The organism is Photobacterium sp. GB-72 (assembly GCF_003026095.1).
Taxonomy (GTDB): domain Bacteria; phylum Pseudomonadota; class Gammaproteobacteria; order Enterobacterales; family Vibrionaceae; genus Photobacterium.
Map to the genome: position 1 here is coordinate 1 of NZ_PYNV01000032.1, position 21,916 is coordinate 21,916.

The 21,916-nt window shown below is 38.8% G+C and carries 18 protein-coding genes; 13 read left to right on the plus strand and 5 right to left on the minus strand.

The features are described 5' to 3' along the window. Nucleotides 1-152: 152 nt before the first annotated feature. The 3 genes from C9J40_RS21340 to C9J40_RS21350 all read left to right on the plus strand — a co-directional run bounded on the left by C9J40_RS21340 (nucleotide 153) and on the right by C9J40_RS21350 (nucleotide 4,308). Entirely contained in the window at nucleotides 153-2,132 is a 1,980-nt protein-coding gene (locus C9J40_RS21340) for a methyl-accepting chemotaxis protein (RefSeq protein WP_107206955.1), read from the plus strand. A gap of 2 nt (nucleotides 2,133-2,134) precedes the next feature. Then, nucleotides 2,135-3,481 (plus strand): ABC transporter substrate-binding protein, encoded by a 1,347-nt coding sequence (locus C9J40_RS21345; RefSeq protein WP_107247931.1) that lies wholly within the window; start codon nucleotides 2,135-2,137, stop codon nucleotides 3,479-3,481. Nucleotides 3,482-3,642: 161 nt separating this feature from the next. After that, nucleotides 3,643-4,308, plus strand: coding sequence for a response regulator transcription factor (locus C9J40_RS21350; protein WP_107206957.1), 666 nt, complete (start codon nucleotides 3,643-3,645; stop codon nucleotides 4,306-4,308). 75 nt (nucleotides 4,309-4,383) lie between these two features. Here C9J40_RS21350 and C9J40_RS21355 read toward each other — a convergent pair whose 3' ends face one another. Beyond that, nucleotides 4,384-5,019, minus strand: a complete 636-nt coding sequence (locus tag C9J40_RS21355) for a hypothetical protein (RefSeq protein WP_233220341.1) — start codon at nucleotides 5,017-5,019, stop codon at nucleotides 4,384-4,386. 199 nt (nucleotides 5,020-5,218) lie between these two features. On the opposite strand from C9J40_RS21355, the gene C9J40_RS21360 reads away from it, so the two are divergent. The 3 genes from C9J40_RS21360 to C9J40_RS21370 all read left to right on the plus strand — a co-directional run bounded on the left by C9J40_RS21360 (nucleotide 5,219) and on the right by C9J40_RS21370 (nucleotide 10,230). Next, entirely contained in the window at nucleotides 5,219-6,622 is a 1,404-nt protein-coding gene (locus C9J40_RS21360; RefSeq protein WP_107206958.1) for a sensor histidine kinase, read from the plus strand. A gap of 471 nt (nucleotides 6,623-7,093) precedes the next feature. Then, on the plus strand, nucleotides 7,094-9,277 hold the full coding sequence (katG, locus tag C9J40_RS21365) for a catalase/peroxidase HPI (RefSeq protein WP_107247932.1): 2,184 nt from the start codon (nucleotides 7,094-7,096) through the stop codon (nucleotides 9,275-9,277). 149 nt (nucleotides 9,278-9,426) lie between these two features. Continuing rightward, on the plus strand, nucleotides 9,427-10,230 hold the full coding sequence (locus C9J40_RS21370) for a RecX family transcriptional regulator (RefSeq protein ID WP_107206960.1): 804 nt from the start codon (nucleotides 9,427-9,429) through the stop codon (nucleotides 10,228-10,230). A 33-nt stretch (nucleotides 10,231-10,263) separates the two neighbouring features. Here C9J40_RS21370 and C9J40_RS21375 read toward each other — a convergent pair whose 3' ends face one another. The 4 genes from C9J40_RS21375 to C9J40_RS21390 are packed head-to-tail and all read right to left on the minus strand — an operon-like array spanning nucleotide 10,264 to nucleotide 15,153. Further along, entirely contained in the window at nucleotides 10,264-12,294 is a 2,031-nt protein-coding gene (locus C9J40_RS21375; RefSeq protein ID WP_107247933.1) for an acetoacetate--CoA ligase, read from the minus strand. A gap of 47 nt (nucleotides 12,295-12,341) precedes the next feature. Continuing rightward, nucleotides 12,342-12,971: a maleylacetoacetate isomerase gene (gene maiA / locus C9J40_RS21380; RefSeq protein WP_107247934.1), complete on the minus strand. Its 630-nt coding sequence runs from the start codon at nucleotides 12,969-12,971 to the stop codon at nucleotides 12,342-12,344. A 35-nt stretch (nucleotides 12,972-13,006) separates the two neighbouring features. Beyond that, complete coding sequence (locus C9J40_RS21385) at nucleotides 13,007-13,993, minus strand: fumarylacetoacetate hydrolase family protein (protein WP_107247935.1); 987 nt, start codon at nucleotides 13,991-13,993, stop codon at nucleotides 13,007-13,009. Nucleotides 13,994-14,016: 23 nt separating this feature from the next. Beyond that, on the minus strand, nucleotides 14,017-15,153 hold the full coding sequence (locus C9J40_RS21390) for a homogentisate 1,2-dioxygenase (RefSeq protein ID WP_107247936.1): 1,137 nt from the start codon (nucleotides 15,151-15,153) through the stop codon (nucleotides 14,017-14,019). Nucleotides 15,154-15,424: 271 nt separating this feature from the next. Here C9J40_RS21390 and phhA point away from each other — a divergent pair, with 271 nt between their 5' ends. From phhA to C9J40_RS21425, 7 genes are all read left to right on the plus strand, one after another. Then, nucleotides 15,425-16,225 (plus strand): phenylalanine 4-monooxygenase, encoded by an 801-nt coding sequence (phhA, locus tag C9J40_RS21395; protein WP_107206965.1) that lies wholly within the window; start codon nucleotides 15,425-15,427, stop codon nucleotides 16,223-16,225. Between the two features lie 13 nt (nucleotides 16,226-16,238). Next, complete coding sequence (locus C9J40_RS21400) at nucleotides 16,239-16,580, plus strand: 4a-hydroxytetrahydrobiopterin dehydratase (protein WP_107206966.1); 342 nt, start codon at nucleotides 16,239-16,241, stop codon at nucleotides 16,578-16,580. A gap of 280 nt (nucleotides 16,581-16,860) precedes the next feature. Then, nucleotides 16,861-18,198 (plus strand): paraquat-inducible protein A, encoded by a 1,338-nt coding sequence (locus C9J40_RS21405; RefSeq protein ID WP_107206967.1) that lies wholly within the window; start codon nucleotides 16,861-16,863, stop codon nucleotides 18,196-18,198. Nucleotides 18,199-18,228: 30 nt separating this feature from the next. Continuing rightward, the gene (pqiB, locus tag C9J40_RS21410; protein ID WP_107247937.1) at nucleotides 18,229-19,872 is read left to right on the plus strand and encodes an intermembrane transport protein PqiB; all 1,644 of its coding nucleotides are present in this window, start codon (nucleotides 18,229-18,231) and stop codon (nucleotides 19,870-19,872) included. Then, on the plus strand, nucleotides 19,872-20,444 hold the full coding sequence (locus tag C9J40_RS21415) for a membrane integrity-associated transporter subunit PqiC (RefSeq protein ID WP_107206969.1): 573 nt from the start codon (nucleotides 19,872-19,874) through the stop codon (nucleotides 20,442-20,444). Before pqiB ends, C9J40_RS21415 begins: the two co-directional genes overlap by 1 nt. A gap of 137 nt (nucleotides 20,445-20,581) precedes the next feature. Further along, the gene (locus C9J40_RS21420; RefSeq protein ID WP_107247938.1) at nucleotides 20,582-20,986 is read left to right on the plus strand and encodes a GFA family protein; all 405 of its coding nucleotides are present in this window, start codon (nucleotides 20,582-20,584) and stop codon (nucleotides 20,984-20,986) included. A 42-nt stretch (nucleotides 20,987-21,028) separates the two neighbouring features. Beyond that, nucleotides 21,029-21,379 (plus strand): MerR family transcriptional regulator, encoded by a 351-nt coding sequence (locus tag C9J40_RS21425; protein WP_107247939.1) that lies wholly within the window; start codon nucleotides 21,029-21,031, stop codon nucleotides 21,377-21,379. Nucleotides 21,380-21,916 lie beyond the last annotated feature (537 nt).

Below are 21,916 nucleotides of genomic sequence, written 5' to 3' on the forward strand. Positions count from 1 at the left end.
AATAAATACCTTTATCACTATTTAAATAATAAAGTGTGATCTTGATATTGATTCTGTTGTTAACTTTTTATTTAGAACCGCGAAATAAGTATATTCATACTTATCTTATTTAATCAGCTGCGGCGTGATTTAATCATAAATAGAAGCATGTTATGTCATTATCAATAGTACAGCGCACCATTGTCGGCTTTATAATAATGTTTATTCTTATTGCCGTAGTTGGAAGTATTAGTTATATCAATACCAGTCGAATCCATGATCGCCTTACTGATGTCACTGAGGTGTCGACACCTATGGTTACATCGGCAAGTCAATTACTCGCGAGCTTACGTGAAAATCAGCTATCAGTTGTTGATTACCGTACGACTCAATCATCGAACTTATTAAATGAGCGAAAAGAGGCGGTATTACAGGCTCAACGTGAATTTAACACTGCAAAACAACAAGCATTGCAATATGCTGTTGATGAGGAAGCGAGACTAAAGCTATCAACGGCACTTGCTGCAGCTGATAAATTTTTTGAATTATCACAAAAAACAATTAATGCGCATAATCAATGGATTGCTGTTAATGACCGATTGACAGAGCTTAATTTGTCGTTTCTTCGATTAGAAGATACTTATCAATGGTCTGCGAATTTATTACTTCAACGTGCGAGTGTAAAACGCTCTTTAAGCAATCGAGCTGAACTTATTACCAGTGGTATTAGTCGTGACTTAAAAAATGTCCGTCGTGCTAATAAAAATACTAACTTTGAAAAACTAAGCCAAGTGCTTGCTAAAGATATTGAATTAGCAAAACAAGGTTTAGAGCGCATTAATGTACCTGAAGATGTGAAAGCGCGTTATGCGCGTAATTTACAACGCGTCCATGATTTAGCATTGGGCAAAACAGGATTACTGGCGGTTATGGCTGAAAATAACCAGCTAGAAAGTCAACTGTCAGCTTTGAATCAACAGTCTAATCAGCAAGTTGTTATTACTCAAACAGCACTTAATGATTATATGCAGTATGCGAGTAGCAATGCATATAATAGTCGAAATGCTGCTGATGCTGCAGCCAACCAAGCGACGTACAGTATTATTATTGCCTGTTTGGTTTCAGGTGTTATTGCTTTAATTATTGCCTTTACTACGGCAAAAAGTATCCACACGCCATTAGCACGTATTAATGCGGTATTACGTAAGATGACAGCGGGTGATATGACTCAACGTACTAATTACCAATCTCAGTGTGAATTTGGTGCGCTGTCTCGCTCAATCGACCAACTGTCTGAAAGTATGGCTGATATTCTCACCAAAATTAACGATGGCTCTTTACAACTAGTAACAGAGGCAAATAAAACCGCTGCTACAAGTGAACAGGCGATGAGCCGTGTTGAAGATCAAAAACAACGTACAGATCAAGTAGCCGCTGCTATTTCTGAATTAGAAGTCAGTGCGAAAGAAATTTCACGTTCATCAGATCTGACTGTGAATGAAGTCAATGAAGTAAATCAGGCTGCGCAACAAGGGCGAGACTTAGTATTTAATAGTCGAAACATCACAGAGCAACTATCGATTGATATTACTGAAGCGGTTGATATCACACGCAAATTAGAAAGCTTTACGGTGAATATAGGTAGTATCTTAGATGTTATCCGCGGCATTGCTGAGCAAACGAATTTATTGGCACTTAACGCGGCGATTGAGGCAGCACGTGCGGGTGAGCAAGGGCGTGGTTTTGCTGTCGTTGCTGATGAAGTCCGTGCTTTAGCAAATCGAACTCAACAATCAACAGAAGAAATAAATGAGATGATCGATAACCTTCAGCACAGCGCTGAAATGGTAACTAAGGTCATGGCGAGAAGTCATAAACAAACGGAGCAATGTGTTGAACAAACACGTTTGACAGATGAAACACTACAAACGATAGCTGATCGTATGCGCGTTATTCTTGAAATGGCAGAGCAAGTTGCTCATGCAACCGAAGAGCAAATTTCAGTGAGTCAAGATGTTGCTGAGCATATTAATGGGATTGCGAGTGTTGCTTACAACGCAGAGTCAGAAGCGCGTGAGTCTGCAAATAGTAGTGAGTCGCTATCTAAACTAGCTGCAGAACAACGTCAATTGATTGAACGATTTAAGGTATAAATATGAAACAGAGAATGGCTTCCCCTTTTTATACAAAGGTTCAATCAACCTTATGTCGCAGTCTTGTTATTAGTGGTATCGCGTTAGCTGGTCTTTCACCACTATCGGTAACTGCACAACAGTATGATTCCTCATTAAAAGGTACTGTATTGGTTGATTCTTGGCGACAAGATGATGCGATTTGGAAAGATAAAATCATTCCAGCATTTAATAAGCATTACCCGAATATTAAAATCACCTATCGCTCACCAGAAGGGTTGACCTCATTTCTTGATGATTTGAATACCAATCTTGCCAATGGTAATGCTGGCGACTTGATTGCCTGTCGTCCATTTGATGGTTCGTTAAAGCTGTTTACGCAGGGGCACCTTAGCGATATTACAGAAATGGCTGGGATGGAGAACTTCCCGAGCTTTGCATTAAGCCCTTGGCAAACTGATTCAGGAGCACAGACCTTCTGTTTGCCTATGGCCTCTGTAATCCATGGTTTTTTCTACAATAAAGATGCATTTAAAAAACTCGATTTAAGTGTACCTAAAACAACGGCTGAGTTTAATCATGTGTTGAATATGATTAAAAACAGTGGTCAGTATGTGCCTTTAGCAATAGGCACGAATGATAAATGGGAAGCCAGTACGATGGGCTTTCAAAATATAGGCCCTAATTACTGGAAAGGCGAAGATGGACGATTAGGGTTGATTAATGGCACTGAGCGTTTTGATTCACCAAAATACCGACAAGTATTTCAGGAATTAGCGAATTGGAATAAGTTTTTAGGCAATGGTTATCAGACACGTAAATATGCCGATTCCATTGAATTGTTCAAAACAGGGAAGGCGGCTATTTATCCTGCGGGCTCTTGGGATATTAGCACCTTTACAGGCCAGCTAGATTTTGGCGTATTTCCACCTCCAGTAGAAAATCGCGGTGATGAATGTTATTTCAGCGATCATACTGATATTGGTATAGGGTTAAATACTAAAGCACAGAATAATCCAGCGGCAAAAGCGTTACTAGAATGGATGACAACGGCGGAGTATGCTGAGTTATTGACTAACTCTATTCCTGGTTTCTTCTCATTATCTAACCATTTCTTTGAAGTTGAAAACCCGATAGCGAAAGAAATGATGGGATGGCGTAATGAGTGTGATTCTACTATTCGAAGTGCTGCGCAGATTTTATCTCGAGGTAAACAGAGTTTTGAGGCTCAAATCGACCAAACCAGTGTTGCTGTGTTAAATGGTACAATGACACCAGAACAAGCTACACAGTTAGTTCAGGCGGGGTTAGATTCATGGTATGTGCCACAAAGAGAAGCAAAAGTTGCAAGCTTAATTTGCCAAGAATAATCAGATAAGCGTATTAAAAGCGATGCTCTAGAGATAGAGCATCGTTTTTTTGTTTGTAGCGGTAAGTTCTTAATTTTTCTTAATAGGATAGATGTTATAGCTATTGTTATCTGTTTAGCAGGTGATTAATATGCACATTCATTGTGTTTAGGTGTTGTATTGTGTCTAAGATATTAGTGGTTGATGATGACGTACAATTATGTGTGTTATTAACTGAAGTTCTCGAAGATGAAGGTCATGAAGTTAGTTGCGTTCATTGTGGTGAATCTGCGTTAACATACCTTCAATCAACAGGTGTCGATCTGATATTGCTGGATGTAATGTTACCCACACTTGACGGTATGCAGGTTGCTCGCCGTATTTGTCAGCGTTTTGCAACGCCAATCCTTATGCTTACAGCACTAGGAGATGAAGCAACGATGCTTGATGGTTTGCAGGCTGGCGCTGATCAGTTCTTGGTTAAACCATTTAAAGTTGATGAATTGCTAGTACGTATATCGGCAATCTTACGAAGAGTGGGACTAGAGCGCCAGCGCCATTGTTTGCCCTCAACATCGGTGGAATTAGAAAGTCAGCTTTCTCGCTTACCGTTAACTGGTACAGAGCTCGATTTACTTAAATACTTAATTAAGAATAACGATATTGTCGTCTCAAAAGCCACATTACAAAAAGATGTTTTGAAGAAAGAGCTTAGCCCGTTTGATCGTAACCTTGATATGCATATCAGTAATATACGTCGTAAAATGGTGTTAGCAGGAATGTCTAAACAGCACATTAAAACAGTGCGTGGGAGAGGGTATAGTTACTCTTCATGTGTTTCGGAGTAATGCGTTTTCTTCAAATATAAAAAATAAGACGATACTCGATCGTCTTATTTTTCGGCTTAGATAATAGAGCCATCATTAATTCTTTAATACACGATTATCGCTAAAAGTGAGTAATTCAAGATTAAAAGGGGTCGCTTGCAGCTTAGGGTACTGCTGAGAAAATAATATTTCATCACGTTGTTGATCATAACTATGCTGTAAATAGCCATAGCCACTTGGATACTCAAGATTCCAAAGTTCACTTTTCGCTATACGGCTAACGGCAAGAAACTGTCCAATATAGCTGGCTTGGTTGGCAGTAATTGAAAATGTAACATCCATTTTACCTATGTTTTTGGATATCAGCGTTTTATTACCATCTGACCCTTCAAGTTGAATACTGAAAATTTCGTATTGTCCTACAGGTAACTCAATATTAAACAAATGACCGCTAATTGTTGAATCCTCAAAATGTCCATCTTCATTGTTATTGGTGATCGTAATAATATTACCCTCTCCAATACTCAATTTATTGCTACTTAGAGGGCGAATGTTAATCGTTGTGAGCAGGTTTTTACCTGTTTTCGGCCATTCGGTATTAGCACCCAGAGTACCAACAAGATAACCTGTGGCTTGATTTTTCTCATAAACAGAATCAGGAACAGAGACTTGTAAACCTGATGAACAGCCGACTAATAATAATGTCAGTAAACAAATAATGGTCTTCATCATAGAACTTCCTTTTGCTGTGATGAATAGAGTTAAGAAGCATAATGTTAAATGAGTAAAATGCTAAGAAATAAACGCCATAACTATTGTCATGTAAAAATACAGTATCGTCTATCTGTGACGTGTTTTTTGTGACTAGGATAGGCTGAATTGCTAGTTACTATAGATAAAAAGAGAAGCAAGTGTTTAGGAGTATAAACAAGTGAATGTTTCTAAAGTGATACAAGGAAAGCATCGACTTCCTTTGCATAAGCAAAGCTTAGTTTTCCGACTTTTTTCTTATTTTACCGTAGGCTTACTGGTCATATTAGGGCTTCAGAATTTAGCAGAGGTCGCTTTAGTCAAAACATTGTTACATGTCCCGCAACAGGTTCAGCAAGACATTTTGAAGATGGCAGCAGAAGTTGAACCTTTAGCTGAAAACGGTGATCCGCAGCGACTTGCTGAGTGGGAGAGTAAACAAAAATATTATGCTTTTGTACTTTACAGTGATAACAAAGAGATAAGTACCCGAATAATGCATCCTCATTTTAAGTTTAAACTTAAATATGCTCGACCATTGAATTCAATTTTAGATTCTCGTGTTAATCAACCCATTTTTACGATACCTCTAAAAAATGGTAATAAATTGGTGGTTCAGTTACCTCATGAATTACACCCGGCCAAAAATTTTTCTTTGTATTTTGGTTTAATACAGGTAGTGATTGCGATTCTGATCACCTTAATGTTTTCATTAATTATCGCACGCTATTTGCAGCGACCATTAGATACTTTAAGACACGCGAGTCGTTCTTTAGCTAATGGTGACTTTTCAGTGCGTGTCGCTCATGTTATGGGAGAGAAAGTAAAAGAGTTTAATGAATTAGCGACAGATTTCGATAACATGGCAAATCAAATACAATTGCTAACAGAGAAACAACGGCGTTTAATTCGTGATGTTTCTCATGAACTTCGAACGCCTTTGGCTAGACATAATTTATCATTGCATTTAATCCGAAAGCGTACCTCATCTGAACATTTGCATTTAGTGGATCGGTTAGAGCAAGAATCAGAAGAGATGAATGAACTCGTCACAGAAATCCTTGAATTTAGTCAATTTGAAAATGCAAAAGCGAATATCAAGCTTATTCCTGTCGACGTCCAAACTTTTTGTGATTCAACGGTTGAACAATGTTTACAGCTAAAAGCGCATGGCCAATCGATCATTAAAGATATTGATAGAGCACTGCCAATGGTTCAGACCGATACGCGATTATTAGTACGAGCAATTAAAAATTTAATAGGTAATGCGATTAAATATGCTGGAAGTGAAGCCAATATTATCATTCATACCAGTATAAGAAATAACGCGGATCAGTCTTATGTTGTTGTATCGGTTTCAGATGATGGTGATGGGATCCCTGAGCAACATTTAAAACATATCTTTGATCCGTTCACGCGCATAGAGGGTGCACGAGATAAACAATCTGGGGGTTATGGTTTGGGGCTCGCCATTGTAAAGGAAGCGATGCTAGTCACTGGAGGACAAGTAGAAGCGGGTCGTTCAGTTGAGGGAGGTTTAAAAATATCGTTATTGTTACCGATTATAGAAACAATAAAAAAGTAGCCTCAAGATAAAAACATAAGAGTGATATCCTTTCTGGCTATCACTTTTTTTTATTATAACTTCCAGGACTAGATGTTCAATACCGCACCAAGATTCCTTTGGAGAATAGTGCTGTTGTGTTCATTATCTTTTGATAACCACCATCTATTGAATCAATAGATTTATAGTATTAGCTGTACGCATTCAATTGATTTAAATTTACGCCATTAAACGAGATTGTATTTTGTAAATAAATTTTTTTTGATTTATATCAAATCGAAAGTTTTGTTTTGGTGCAGTTTAATGTTTTAGTTAAAGATGAAGAATTCCTGTTGATTTTTTATTTTAAATCGCTAAAAAGAATTATATCAAATTTTAAAATTTCAAATTTAACGAATCTTTTTAATTGCTTCTCAATACCTAAGAGCTATATTGAATGGAGCTAAGAATTAATGGCAATAATACTAATTAAAATAAAAAGGTGAACACTCAATGTCTAAATGTCCATTCCACAACACGCACGCGGTTAATCCGTCAATTAACCCTGGTAATGGTACGTCTCCAAGTGATTGGTGGCCTAACCAACTTAAACTAGACATTCTTCACCAGCACGATCGTAAATCAAACCCAATGGGCGAAGATTTCGATTATGCCGCTGAATTCAAAAAGCTAGATCTTGAAGCTGTGAAGCAAGATCTACGTGAACTAATGACAGATTCTCAAGACTGGTGGCCAGCAGACTTCGGTCACTACGGCCCTTTCTTCATTCGTATGGCATGGCACAGTGCAGGTACATACCGTACTGCTGATGGTCGTGGCGGCGCGAGCACAGGTAACCAACGTTTTGCACCACTAAACAGCTGGCCTGATAACGTAAACCTTGATAAAGCACGTCGCCTAATTTGGCCTATCAAGCAAAAATATGGCAACAAGATCTCTTGGGCTGACCTTATTATTCTAACAGGTAACGTTGCACTAGAATCAATGGGCTTTAAAACATTTGGTTTTGCTGGTGGTCGTGAAGACATTTGGGCACCAGAGCTAGACGTTTACTGGGGTAAAGAAAAAACATGGCTTGCTGATGACACACGTTACGAAAAAGACAGCGAGCAACGTGATCTTGAAAACCCACTAGCAGCAGTACAAATGGGTCTTATCTATGTTAACCCAGAAGGTCCAGACGGTAACCCAGATCCACTTCTAGCAGCACACGACATTCGTGAAACATTTGCGCGTATGGCAATGAACGATGAAGAAACAGTAGCGCTTATCGCTGGTGGTCACACATTCGGTAAAACACACGGTGCAGCAGATGCAGCACACGTAGGTGTAGAACCTGAAGGTGCTTCAATTGAAGAGCAAGGTTTCGGTTGGACATCAAGCTATGGTAGCGGTAAAGCTGGCGATACAATTTCAAGTGGTCTTGAGGTAACGTGGACAACAACACCTACGGAATGGGGTAATGGTTTCTTCCATAGCTTATTTAGCCATGAATGGGAATTAGAAAAGAGTCCTGCAGGTGCTTATCAGTGGATTGCTAAAGATGGCAAGCTAGAGTACCCAGATGCATTTGGTGATGGTATGCACCGAGGTACTATGCTAACAACTGACTTGTCTCTACGTTTTGACCCAGCATACGAGAAAATCTCTCGTCGCTTCTACGAACACCCAGAAGAGTTCGCTGATGCATTTGCACGTGCATGGTTTAAATTAACTCACCGTGATATGGGTCCTGTATCACGTTACTTAGGGCCTGAAGTACCAGCTAAAGTGTTCACATGGCAAGATCCAATCCCAGCGGTTGATCACGAGCTAGTAAACGATGCTGATATTGCAAAACTTAAACAACAAATAGCTGCATCTGGTCTATCAATCAGTGAGCTAGTATCAACAGCTTGGGCATCTGCTTCTACATTCCGTGGTTCAGACAAGCGTGGTGGTGCAAACGGTGCACGTATTCGTCTAGCACCGCAGAAAGATTGGGAAGTAAACCAACCGGAGCAACTTGCGAAAGTGCTAAACGTACTTGAAGGTATTCAAGCGAACTTCGATAAAACAGTATCTCTTGCTGACTTAATCGTACTTGCTGGTGGTGTAGGTGTGGAAATGGCTGCGAAGAATGCAGGCCGTGACATCACAGTACCATTTACTGCTGGTCGTATGGATGCATCACAAGAAGAGACCGATGTAGAATCATTTGCTGTTCTTGAGCCAATTGCTGATGGTTTCCGTAACTTCGAAAAAGCGAAGTTCACAGTCGCAGCAGAAGAGCTATTACTAGACCGCGCACAACTACTAACGCTAACAGCACCTGAAATGTCAGTGCTTGTAGCTGGTATGCGTGTACTAGGTGCGAACTACGACAACAGCGAATACGGTGTGTTCACTGAGCGTAAAGAAGCATTAACTAACGACTTCTTCGTTAACCTACTAGATATGTCTACACAATGGAAACCAACCTCTGTAGACCAAGATGTGTTTGTAGGTACAGATCGTAAGACTGGCGAGCAAAAGTGGATGGCATCACGTGTCGACCTAGTATTTGGTTCTAACTCACAACTACGTGCACTTGCAGAAGTTTACGCATGTGCTGACTCAGAAGAGAAGTTCGTCAACGATTTCGTAAATGCTTGGGTTAAAGTAATGAACGCTGACCGTTTTGATTTACACTGTTAATCAAAACGCAAAGTTTCAATACTAGCCAATGGTATGAGATAGAAACTTAACAACAAATATAAAGAGGCGCTCAATGAGTGCCTCTTTTTTCGTTTCAGTGTCGTAAACTGTTATCATAGCAATAACTTTTAGAAATTCTCCGATGCTGTATGAAAAAGCCTTATCCTGCTTCCACCATTCAAAACGTTATTAATAGCGCGATTTACCACTTAAACCTACGTGATCACTCTGAATTTGAATTGCGCAAAAAACTTGAAGCAAAAACAGAGAATAAAGAGTGGGTCGAAACCGTACTTGAACAAATGAAAAGCTATGGTTACCTAAAAAGCGACCATGCATTTTCCATACACTTCTGTGAGTTAGCTTTTAATAGCCAATATGGACGTAAATACATCCAGCAAAAACTTAAAACCAAAGGCATCGATGAACTCACCATAGAGCAAGTCATCACGGAAACAATGCAGCGAATGGCGATCTGTGAGCAATCGATGATTAACACACGCTTGGCACGTTTTAAAGACTTCTCAACCACATCGGCAGAGAAAGTCGTCAATGACTTATTAAAACGTGGTTTTAGTATGGAGGACATTTCTCGTGGTATTTCAGAGCATAGCGCGTCAGATACCTTATTGACCAAAGCACAAATCAAAGGCAAGAACGCCAATCTTGAAGCTGAAGTGATTAAACTTGCCAAAAAGCTAAAAGGGCGCTCATTAATCGCGCAAGAGCTAAAAATGAAGCATGTTGATATCTCAGAGCTCGATAATGTACTAGATGAACTAACTGAATCAGGTGAAATAGATTTCTACTACAACTGCCAATTAGCTCTAGCCAAGAAACGTTACGATCTCACCGACTTTAAAGAAAAGAGCAAAGCTTATGGTTATCTATCAAGCAAAGGCTTTTCTAGTGATGAAATTAAAGAAGCAATCAATGCTGTGTTAGAAGAATAGAAGATAAACTTACCTATTCCCTTGTACGTATTATCACGCTAAGTCTGATCTATTTTTATACTGCTCTAAACTTTCTGGGTTGGCGATAGCACTTGTGTTTACAACATTTCGTTGGTGGATGGCATCTCTCACCGCTTTTTCTGCTATTTTCCCTGATTTAGTTCTGGGTATTGCAGAAACTTGTAATATTTTTGCGGGAACATGATGGGGAGAGCACTGATTGCGAAGTTGCGTGTTGATACGATTGATTAAGATATTATCGAGCGTTACATCTGGTTGTAGCTGAACAAAGAGAACAATTCGAACATCGTTTTGATACTGCTGTCCAACAACAACAGAATCGACGACTTCATGAAACGGATTGACTTGACGATAAATTTCAGCAGTGCCAATGCGAATACCACCGGGATTTAAGATTGAATCAGAGCGCCCATAAAAGGTGAGCCCACCGTGATGAGACACACTGACATAATCGCCATGATGCCAAGTGTTGGGGTAGGTATTCCAATAAGCATGGAAATATTTTTCCCCCTTTGGATCTTGACTAAATGCGATGGGTTGATTGGGAAAACTGTTGCAACAGACAAGTTCACCGCATGTATCAAAGATAGCTTCTCCTGCTTGATTAAATACATTAACGTCCATTGCTAAGGCTTTGACTTGGCACTCCCCACGCCACACAGCACCGATTGGATTGCCAATGGCAAAGCAACCACAAATATCGGTTCCGCCTGCAATTGATGAGAGCTGAATATCTTGTTTGATGTGCTTATAGACATAATCAAACTGCTCAGGTGCGAGTACTGAACCTGTAGAGCAAATGATAGCAAGTTGTGACAATGTCACGTACTTGTTCGGTATGATCTGCATTTTTTCTATGGTCTCTAAGTATTTGGCGGAAGTGCCAAATAAGCGAAGGTTCTCTTTGTCTGCCATTTTCCACAATTGATAAGGATCTGGGGATAAAGGCGATCCATCATATAATACGAGTGTTGCGCCTGATGCCAAGCCACTGACTAACCAGTTCCACATCATCCAACCGCAAGTCGTAAAATAAAAAATGGGATCGGAAGGTTTAATATTGCAGTGTAATTGGTGCTCTTTCAGGTGATTTAATAGGGTTCCACCGACAGAGTGAATAATACACTTGGGTTTCCCCGTGGTACCTGATGAATACAATATATACAGCGGATGATCAAAGGGCGTAGGAGTAAACGCTAAATCAGGGTAATGAATAACATCTTCCATTTCTTGCCATGTACTCACGGTGATATGAGAAGGTAAGGAAGGACTTTGTAACAGTAGTTTATCGATAGGATTTTGGTTTATATAAGGATAAACAATTAATTTTTTGACACTAGGAAGGGAAGATAAAGCCTCTGTCAATGTGGTTAAACTGGTTATTGTTTTGTTGTTATAAATATAGCCATCGGTAGTAAAAATAACTTTAGGTCGGGTCTGACTAAAGCGTTCGACAACACTTTCAGTCCCGAAATCAGGAGACGTGGATGTCCATACTGCACCTAAAGAGGTGGTCGCTAGCATAGCAATAACTGTTTGCGGAATATTAGGCATGTAAGCGGCAACCACATCGCCTTTTTGTACCCCTTGTTGTTGTAAATACTGTGCGACTATTGCTACTTGCTGGTGGAGTTGTTGCCAAGATAGTCGCTGCTGGGCATGTTGCTTATCTGTATCTTTAAAACTGTGTTCGTTATAAAAAACAATTGCATCTTGTTGGCTTAGCTTCGTGCTGTAAGCAAGTAAATTTTCGGCGAAATTGAGCGTGGCATCAGGAAACCAGCGTTGATCTTTATTGGGAATAGGGCTGTGTGTTGGACAATAGACAATGTTTTCACCTTGGTTGCCAATTACATTGCAAAATTGCCATAGCTGTTGCCAGAATTGATCACTATGTTTTATAGACCAGCGATGCAATTGGGTATAATCATGAAATAGACGTTTGTGTTGTTCACTGATCTGCACCATAAATTGATACAGCAAACTATTTTGAATGCGTTTTCGACTTGGCTTCCAGAGACATTGCTTATAATCATCAGTCATTAGTATGTTCTCCGTCCTTCTTAAAATGCGCTATTTTTGTTGAAGAATTAAAGATGAGGTGCTGCTTTGATGAAAGGCTCAAGCTGGTTACAGTGTTTTTCTATAGCGTTAATGGTTGGAAAATTTGATAAATCAATATTAAAACGTCGGGCGTTATACACTTGAGGGATCAAAAATATATCGGCTAAGGTTGGGGCAAGTCCAAAACAGAACTTTTCAGGGTTATTGTTACTGGCAAGCTGCTGTTCTAATGCTGTAAAACCTTGATCTATCCAGTGGTGATACCATTGTTGTTTTTGTTCTACTGTAACGGTTAATTTGCGTTCTAAATAGTTGAGTACACGTAAGTTATTTAACGGATGGATATCACAAGCGATGGATAACGCAAAGGCTCGGCATTGCGCACTTTCTATGGTGTTACAAGGCAGTAAACTTGGTGTTGGATAACATTGCTCAAGATATTCGATAATAGCGAGAGATTGATATATGTAACATTGGTTATGCTCAAGTGTAGGTAATAAACCCGTCGCATTCATGTTTTTGTAGTGGCGACTGTTTTGCTGATTATCAAGCAGCGAGATCGGCACACAGGTATAATCTAGCTGCTTAATGTTTAAGGCAATTCTTACTCGATATGAGGCTGATGAGCGAAAGTAATCATATAGGGTAAATGCCATATTCAGCTCTCTTTGAGTAATTAAGGTACTTGAAGTTAATGCTTAATAAAGGGAATAACGGCTTGTTCAATAGCCCCAAAAATAGAATGTTTATCAGCATCAAACATTTCTATTTTTACGCTATCACCGTATTGCATGAAGGGAGTTTGAGGCTCGCCTTGTTCTATCATTTCCAGCATTCGTTTTTCAGCAATACAACAAGAGCCAGATAACCTATCTACGTTAGAAACTGTTCCTGAACCTATGATAGTGCCAGCGGTTAATGGACGACTTTTGGCTGCATGATGAATTAATTGGGCAAAGTTAAATGTCATATCAACACCTGCGTTGGGGTTACCAAAGAGCTGCTGATTTAAGTGAACATAAAGTCGATTATTGACCTTGTTCTCTTTCCATGACTCGCCTAACTCATCAGGTGTCACCGCGACAGGAGAAAAAGCCGATGAAGGTTTAGATTGAAAAAAACCAAAGCCTTTAGCCAGTTCTGTTGGGATTAAATTTCTTAGCGACACATCGTTAACAAGCATTAACAGTTTAATGTGTTTCTCAGCATTTTTTACGCTTGTCGCCATAGGGACATCATCTGTAATAACGGCTATTTCAGCTTCAAAATCAACGCCCCAATTAAGATCTTCAACTTCGATGGGCTGTGTAGGGTTTAAAAACTGATCTGACATACCTTGATATATTAAAGGGTCTTGCCAAAAGCTTTTTGGCATCTCTGCACCTCTTGCTTTGCGCACCAACTCAACATGATTAACGTAGGCACTACCATCTGCCCATTGAAAAGCGCGAGGAAGGGGAGATGCACAATGCATTGGCTGAAAAACAAAACGATGCTCAAGCATTTTTCTATTTAGTGCGTGATAAAGATCATTAAGAATGGGTTCAACATCAGCCCAATGGTCCAGTGCATATTGCATGGTAGGGGCAATATGTTGAGCTGATACCGCCCATTTAAGATCGCGAGAAACGACAATGAGCTTTCCATCTCTACTTTGTTGTAATGAAGCAAGTTTCATTGTTGTTATCCTTACTTTTATTGTTATTCAGGATGTTGATGACGTTGCCATGACGCCACATAATTATGTAATTCAACCTCACTAACATTGGGTGCAATATCGAGAGGGTTTCGAGTATCTATCATTACTGCTACTTCATCGATAAATGTTTTAGGTGCTTGTTGGCTTTTTATTAAAGCGTTAGGGTGTGGACCATGTGGAAATCCGCAAGGATGAAACGTGATCATGCCGGGTTTAATATTGTCTCGACTGAAAAAATCGCCATGGTGATAAAAAATCACTTCATCATAATCATTATTACTGTGAAAAAAGGGCACTTTTAAAGCGTTAGGATCGCTTTCAACAGGACGAGGAACAAAGGTACACACAATAAAATTATCACTGACAAAGGTAGAGTGTGCTGATGGTGGAAGGTGATACCGATGGCTCATGAGTGGGCGAATGTCACGCCAATTAAGTTTTAGTACCGTTAGATTTCCTTTCCAGCCGATGCTATCTAAGGGATTAAACGGGTAGCAAATTGTATTAATTTGGTTACGCGCTTTTAACAATATCTGCCAATTATCTTCTGTTTGTTGTGCTTTAAATGCAGCATTGATTTTAGGGTATTCAAGTATTGCGGGATCAAAGAGGGCATGTTCACCGACAATCCCATGATCAACACTTTTAAAACTGTTATTGGTTGCTTCAATCATCAACAAAGTAACCGTGTTGGGCGTTTCAATTCGCCATGTTGTAGAGCGAGGAAGCACAAGGTAATCCCCTTCATTAAAAGGCAGATGACCATAATCGCAATACAAATCTCCACTACCTTGATGAACAAACAATAATTCGTCACCATCACCATTTCGCACCAGATGATCCATACTTTTATTGGTTTGCCAAACACGTAGTTTAATATCGCTATTTGATAGCAGTAGTGGTGCATCCCAAGGTGTATCCCCGATTTGGGGCAAAGCTAAGGCATCAAATGCTCTTGGTTTATGCTCACCACACCATGAGACCCAACTTGTTGGCGGATGTTTATGGTACATGTGCGTTGCTGGGCCAAAAAAACCTTCTCGACCGCATTCGCGTTCGAAACTGTCATTGGGTAAGTCACAATGTGCTTGTTTGCTTGATAGCCCTTCAATAATTGGAAACTGAAACCATTTATGCATTCCTTGCCTCATTATTTACTATTGCTATCACTTAACTGTGGTTGAAAGTGCAGAAATCGCAATATTATTGATTAGATGCAGAATTAAAGATGTTCATTCTTGTTTACATTTTTTGCATCATTAATCAGATTAAGTGTTAGTCAAATTAGGCATTAAAGCCTGTTTTTTAGTGATAAAAATGGCTGATAATAAGGATCACTTCTAATATTTATAGAGTTAATAATAAAAATAATAGTGTCGGTTGGTGGTTAGTCTATAAACGGAGGCTATTATGCAAAAGAAACAGAGTAGTAATCCGACAAAGCATTGTTATGTCTCAAAGCCTGTAGATCGTAATGGGGTTATTACTTGGAATGAAGAAGAAAATGCTATTTGGCATCATCTTATAACTCGCCAACTTCATTGTGTGCAAGGCAAGGCATGCGATGAGTATATAGCGGGTTTAGCTGAATTAGATTTACCTCACGATCATATCCCTCAACTAAAAGAAATAAATCGAGTATTACTCGATACCACAGGTTGGCAATGCGTTGCTGTACCTGCCTTAATAAGTTTTGATCATTTCTTTTCTTTACTCGCACGCAAGCAATTTCCTGTTGCCACCTTTATTCGTACTAAGGCTGATATAGATTATTTGCAAGAGCCTGATTTTTTTCATGAAGTATTTGGACATTGCGCAATGCTAACCAACCCATATTTTGCACAATTTACGCATTTTTATGGAAAACTCGGTGTAAAAGCGACGCATGAGGAAAGAGTTTATTTAGCTAGACTATACTGGTTTACGGTTGAATTTGGTTTACTAAATCAAAATGGTAAATACCAAGTTTATGGTGGTGGTATTTTATCATCGCCACAAGAAACACATTACGCGACAGTCAGTACCATACCGCAACGTGTTGCTTTTGATCCTATAGAGGTAATGAGAACGCCATATAGAATTGACATACTACAGCCTAAATATTTTGTATTGCAAAGTATGGAGCAACTTTACCAAGTGACTAACCAAGATATTTTCGGGTTGGTAGCAGAAGCACAGCGAAAAGGATTACGCGCTGCCACCTTTAGCTAAAAGGAAACGATTAATGACGAGTTTAGATAAATTGAAATGTGAAGCATGCCATTCAGGCTCACCAAAATTAAGTGATGATATTTTAGCTGAATACATGGCGACATTACCAGAATGGCAAATTATTAATCCTAACGGTGTAAATCGTATAACTCGTACATTTAAATTCAGTAATTACAAACAAGCGTGGGAATTTAGCAATAAAGTGTCGCAATTAGCAGAAGAAGAATTTCATCATCCGACGCTTGTTTTAGAGTGGGGAAAAGTAACAGTAACATGGTGGACTCATGACATTAAAGGAATTCATTTAAATGATGTTATCTGTGCAAAGAACACTGAAAAATTGTATTTGAGTTAAATCCGCATAAATCGTGCGTATATCATTTGTTTTCTTGTTATAATACGATGTTTTAAATCGGAATTTGCATTAAAAATAAGGCTTTATTTGTTTTTCTAACTTAAAGTTTCTTGCTCTAAATGCAATGAAGGAAGACAATACGCGCCTGTTTATATTTAGTATGTTTAGGTTTTGTCTAAGCAACACTACTTTTACTGTGTCTCGCTGTTTTAACATTTATTAAATGTATTCAACAGTCTGGTACGATTGCAGTAAGAATAGCGATAGAAAGAAATTAACAATGACAACACAAACGCCACAGCAACAAACTCCATCAGAATTGATGATCGCTTGCGAAGAATGCGGATTGGTAGTCGATATCCCAGATATCAAAGATGGACAAAAGGCGGACTGTCCTCGCTGTGGACATACCTTAGCGAAAAGAATCATCATGCCATTTCATCGCCCTTTAGCGTACGGTCTTGCATGTTTGATTATGTTGGTACTCAGCCTTTCTTTCCCTTTTCTTTCATTTAGCGTGAATGGAATGGGGCAACAAATCATGCTGCTGAATGCCGCAGAAACATTACAGCATTTTGAGAATAGCTTCCTTGCATTACTGTTGATGTTAACCGTATTGGTTTTTCCTGCGGTCTACATCATATTAGTCATGTATCTCTATTACCGTGCAGCGCATGTTAAACGAATTGGGTATGTACGCGGTAACCCTGAAACTATAAAGCTGTTGTGCCGAATATTATTTAAAATTCAGCCTTGGCTAATGGTAGATGTATTTCTCATTGGCGTATTAGTCAGTTTGGTTAAAATTTCAGCGTTAGCGCATATTGGAATGGGATACTCATTCTGGGCATTCTGTATTTACAGCGTTTTGGTTGTAAAATGTGTTTCATTAGTTGATCGAACATGGTTGTGGGATCAGTTTTTTGTCATGAAACACATAGAGGGGGTACATGATGGCGACACACATTTATCAAATAATCATGTGGGATGCCATGTTTGTAACCAAATAAATCCTCTGCCTAATAGCCATCATGCCAAATGTATTCGTTGTGAAAGCAAGCTTCATGGTTTCAATCCATCACATTCATTACAGTATTCATGGGCTTATTTAATCGCTTCGATTATTTTTTATATTCCGGCAAATTTGTATCCTATGATGTATACCGTAAGCCTAGGACAAACCGAAGGTTCCACTATCATGGGTGGTGTGGTGATGTTATGGAAAATGGGGTCTTGGCCAATCGCGGTGGTGATTTTTATTGCCAGTATCTTCATTCCTATGGCAAAAATGTTTGCCTTAGCGTGGCTTTATTACTGTGCAGGTAAAAAGCCGAATGACTCAACACGAGAGTCTGTAAAACGTTTAAAAATCTATCGTATGACAGAATTTATCGGTCGATGGTCTATGGTTGATATTTTTGTTGTCGCGATATTAGTTGCACTTGTGCAGTTGAAAAACTTGATGGCTATTTCACCAGGACCTGCTGCAATCTGCTTTGCAACAGTAGTGGTATTTACCATGTTATCGGCAATGAGTTTCGATCCTCGGGTGTTTTGGGGTGAAAAAAATAAAATTAATTATGGTTCAGAGTTAAACACTACTGAATCTAATCAGTAGTCACTAGCCAGTATTAACGAGAAACAGAAAATGAGTGATAACCAGCCAAATGAGGCTAAAGTACAAAACCTGAAGCAAGTATCTGCAATTTGGATCATTCCTGTTGTGGCTTTGGCTATTGGTATTTGGATGTTTGTTCAATATCTTAATAGTAAAGGGCCTGAAATAACGATTCGCCTTCCTAATGCCTCTGGTATTGAAGTGGGTAAAACCGCGATTAAATCTCTAAATGTGAAAGTCGGTGTTGTCACCAAAGTTCAGCTAAGTAAAGACTATAGCTATATAACAGTGACCGCACAGATGGATAATGATACAGAGCGTATGTTGAAAAACGATACTAAGTTCTGGGTTGTTAAGCCACGAATTGGCAAAGAAGGAGTGTCTGGTTTAGATACGCTTCTTTCTGGTGCGTATATTGAAATGCAACCAGGCCAAGGTAAAGATGATAAATATCATTTTAAAGCGCTAGAAGTTCCCCCTGTTGCACCTGCGGATGCGAAAGGATTACGTGTTGTACTGACAAGTCATGAAGCCGGTAAATTGAGTGTTGGTGACCCAGTATTATATGATGGCTTTACTGTTGGTCGCGTTGAGAAAACGAGCTTTGATATCAATAGTAAACTAGCTAATTACCAATTGTTTATCTTTGAACCTTATAATCGACTAGTACGCACAACCAGTAAGTTCATTATGCAATCTGGTATGAATGTACAAATGAGTGCTGAAGGTTTTAACGTCAAGATTGGATCATTGGAATCGTTAATTACTGGTGGTGTCACATTCCAAACACCATCTGATGATCAAGGTATGGCTCAGAATAAACAATTAAAACATTACCGTTTATTCGATAGTGAGCAAGATTATCACGAGAAAATGTACGATAAGTACTTAAACTTTGTCATGTTATTTAAAGAATCCATTCGTGGTTTGAAAGCGGGAGCACCGATTGAATACCGTGGTATTCAAATTGGTACGGTACAGAAAGTGCCATTGCGTTTACCAAACAGTGAAGAAGGTTTTACAAGCGAACAAATCCCTGTACTGGTACGTATCGATTTAGGTCGAGTATATAACCATTCAGATGAAGGTACATTGGATAATCTGCGTGTAAATCTTGAAAAAGAGTTTAAGAACGGACTTCGTGCAACATTGAAAACCGGTAATTTATTAACAGGTGCGCTATATATTGGCACTGATGTGTACAAAGGCGAGAAACCTGAAAAACTGGCTAAATATGATGGTTACGAAGTCTTTCCAACTAAAGCGGGTGATCTTGCTGAAGTGCAGAAGCAGTTAACTAATTTACTCAATAAATTTAATAAACTTCCTGTAGAAGATACATTGAATTCAATGACTGCGACTTTAAAGGCATCTGAGAAAACAATGAATTCAGCAGCGCGTGTTACACAAGATCTTGATCGTATTCTTAAGCAAAAAGATACTCAGACATTACCGTCTGATATTAAAGCGAGTTTGAAAGAGATCCAAAACACCTTAAATGGCTTTAGCCCAAATGCAGCAGCGTACCAAAATTTACAAGGTGCACTTGTACAATTTGAGCAAGTGATGACGGAACTACAACCCGTACTTCGTCAATTAAATGAGAAGCCAAATTCATTAGTGTTTGGTGATGAGAAAGCGAAAGATCCTATTCCAGTTGGAGGCCGTAAATAATGAAAAAGTGGTTATTAATTGCAGCGGTAGCGCTTGCTGGAACAGGATGTAGCTCAACAGAACCGGCATTAAAAACATATATGTTACCGATGCCAACCAGTGCGAATACGGCACATAACATTAGTAATAAATCATTGTTAATTGTGCGCCCTGTTGAAGTTGCGGCACATCTTGCTGGTACTGGTTTAGTGTATCAAACCAGCCCCACTGAAATTGTTGAAGCGCAGCAAAACCTTTGGGGTGAATCACTGAGTACGCAGTTAACGCGTCGAATCACATTTGATTTACGCCAAAAACAAACTAAGTTTTGGGCAACACAGCTAACACCAACATTGTCTACTGCAGGTATACCACGCTTACAAGTGCGTATTAACCAGTTTAATGGTGTTTATAGCGGTGTTGCTGAAGTGGCAGGTGAATGGTTATTGATTAATGGTAATGGCGATTTACAAACCGTACATCCATTTTCATTCCGTGTACCTTTAGCAAAAGATGGTTATTCAGCGCAAGTGGAAGCACTGTCTAAAGGTGTGGATGAGTTAACGACTCAGTTAGCACGCTCTATCAAGTAGTTTTTGAACAGTAGAGTAAATATTAAGCCGACGTTAAATACGTCGGCTTTTTTATTTTTAAGAATATGAGATTCATTATTGTAATTGGCTTATTTAAATACTAGGGTTTTGTCTTTGATTTTAGAGAGAAAGATGAAATGAAAAAACTAAATGGTTCCTGTTTATGTGGCAAGGTGCAGATAGAAGTGCCTGATGATTTTGAGTATATGGGAAATTGTCATTGTTCTGAATGTCGTAAATTTACGGGGTCAGATTACTCATCGGTGGGAGGATTAAGCTCAGAGAAATTTCGCTTTAAAACAGGTGAAGATACTGTGTCGCTATTTCAAAAAAGTGAAGAAACGGAACTCGCTTTTTGTCGAATCTGTGGTTCAAGTTTGTTTTCAAAGAAACTAAAAACAGGCAAGCATAATATTCGTTTAGGAATTTTAGATGATATTCCAACGCATAAGCCGAGTTTTCATATTTTCACGGCATCTAAAGCACCATGGAATGACATAACCGATAACTTAATACAGTTTGAGAAAGGCCCTGTTAAATAGCGTATAGATAGACAAGGAAGACAATTAACAAGGAGGTAACTGATGTATATCGGTGAAGTGTCTAAATTAACAGGAGCATCGGCCAAAGCCATACGCTTATATGAGTCGTTAGGCTTGTTGGGAACAGTAGTACGAAAGGGGAGTTATCGTATTTATGATGATAACCATGTTAGAACCGTTATTTTGATTAAAGATGCACAATCTATTGGGGTTAGTCTTGCGGAATTTAAGAGGCTGCTAGGAGATAAAACAGTGCTAAGTTGGGATGTTGTAAGCATATTTCTTGAGCAGAAAAGTAAAGCAATTGAAGAACAAATTAACCTATTGCACCAGCAGCAATCGATGATCAAAACATACCAAGACAATATTAATAAGTGTTTAGAAACTAATTGACTCTTCCCTACAGGGCAAGGTGTAAACTGAGCTTAAAAAGGGAGAGATATTTATGTGTATTAAGCTTCAATAGTAAATAGAAAATTATATTCTAGGGGGAGTAAACGAAGATTGTAGTGTTAGACATGTAACTAATTCTAAATGAACATAAATACATAGTTATACGTGATCGAAGCAATGAAGTAGTGTATTAGCATTCTAACACCATGAACTTATTATTTTAGACGATGTAATTATTTTCTATATTTTATTTTTTATACCAAGAAATATAATCAAAAATTCAGCCAAAAATAAGTGTAGTAGTCAATAAATACTGGTCTTATTTTAGAGGTTTACCAATATGGTTGTCAGACTTATTAGATATTAATCCGCCATTATATTGATGTAGTTGTAATTGGCTAAAATAGTGATTGTAGTGGTACATTAAATTTGGCCACCTACTCAGAGGTGATATCATCACCTCTTAACATGGATAGGTGACATCATGACAAAACGAACAAGACGATTATTTAGTGCTGAATTTAAATTAGAGGCAGC

Bases quoted from the DNA above. Each gene is read 5' to 3' on its own strand.
- C9J40_RS21370 (WP_107206960.1), top strand. From the start codon at position 9,427: ATGAAAAAGCCTTATCCTGCTTCCACCATTCAAAACGTTATTAATAGC.
- C9J40_RS21420 (WP_107247938.1), top strand. From the start codon at position 20,582: ATGAAAAAACTAAATGGTTCCTGTTTATGTGGCAAGGTGCAGATAGAA.
- C9J40_RS21405 (WP_107206967.1), top strand. From the start codon at position 16,861: ATGACAACACAAACGCCACAGCAACAAACTCCATCAGAATTGATGATC.
- C9J40_RS21340 (WP_107206955.1), top strand. From the start codon at position 153: ATGTCATTATCAATAGTACAGCGCACCATTGTCGGCTTTATAATAATG.
- C9J40_RS21385 (WP_107247935.1), bottom strand. From the start codon at position 13,993: ATGAAACTTGCTTCATTACAACAAAGTAGAGATGGAAAGCTCATTGTC.
- C9J40_RS21375 (WP_107247933.1), bottom strand. From the start codon at position 12,294: ATGACTGATGATTATAAGCAATGTCTCTGGAAGCCAAGTCGAAAACGC.
- C9J40_RS21400 (WP_107206966.1), top strand. From the start codon at position 16,239: ATGACGAGTTTAGATAAATTGAAATGTGAAGCATGCCATTCAGGCTCA.
- C9J40_RS21345 (WP_107247931.1), top strand. From the start codon at position 2,135: ATGAAACAGAGAATGGCTTCCCCTTTTTATACAAAGGTTCAATCAACC.
- pqiB (WP_107247937.1), top strand. From the start codon at position 18,229: ATGAGTGATAACCAGCCAAATGAGGCTAAAGTACAAAACCTGAAGCAA.
- maiA (WP_107247934.1), bottom strand. From the start codon at position 12,971: ATGGCATTTACCCTATATGATTACTTTCGCTCATCAGCCTCATATCGA.
- C9J40_RS21415 (WP_107206969.1), top strand. From the start codon at position 19,872: ATGAAAAAGTGGTTATTAATTGCAGCGGTAGCGCTTGCTGGAACAGGA.
- C9J40_RS21390 (WP_107247936.1), bottom strand. From the start codon at position 15,153: ATGCATAAATGGTTTCAGTTTCCAATTATTGAAGGGCTATCAAGCAAA.
- katG (WP_107247932.1), top strand. From the start codon at position 7,094: ATGTCTAAATGTCCATTCCACAACACGCACGCGGTTAATCCGTCAATT.
- C9J40_RS21425 (WP_107247939.1), top strand. From the start codon at position 21,029: ATGTATATCGGTGAAGTGTCTAAATTAACAGGAGCATCGGCCAAAGCC.
- phhA (WP_107206965.1), top strand. From the start codon at position 15,425: ATGCAAAAGAAACAGAGTAGTAATCCGACAAAGCATTGTTATGTCTCA.
- C9J40_RS21355 (WP_233220341.1), bottom strand. From the start codon at position 5,019: ATGATGAAGACCATTATTTGTTTACTGACATTATTATTAGTCGGCTGT.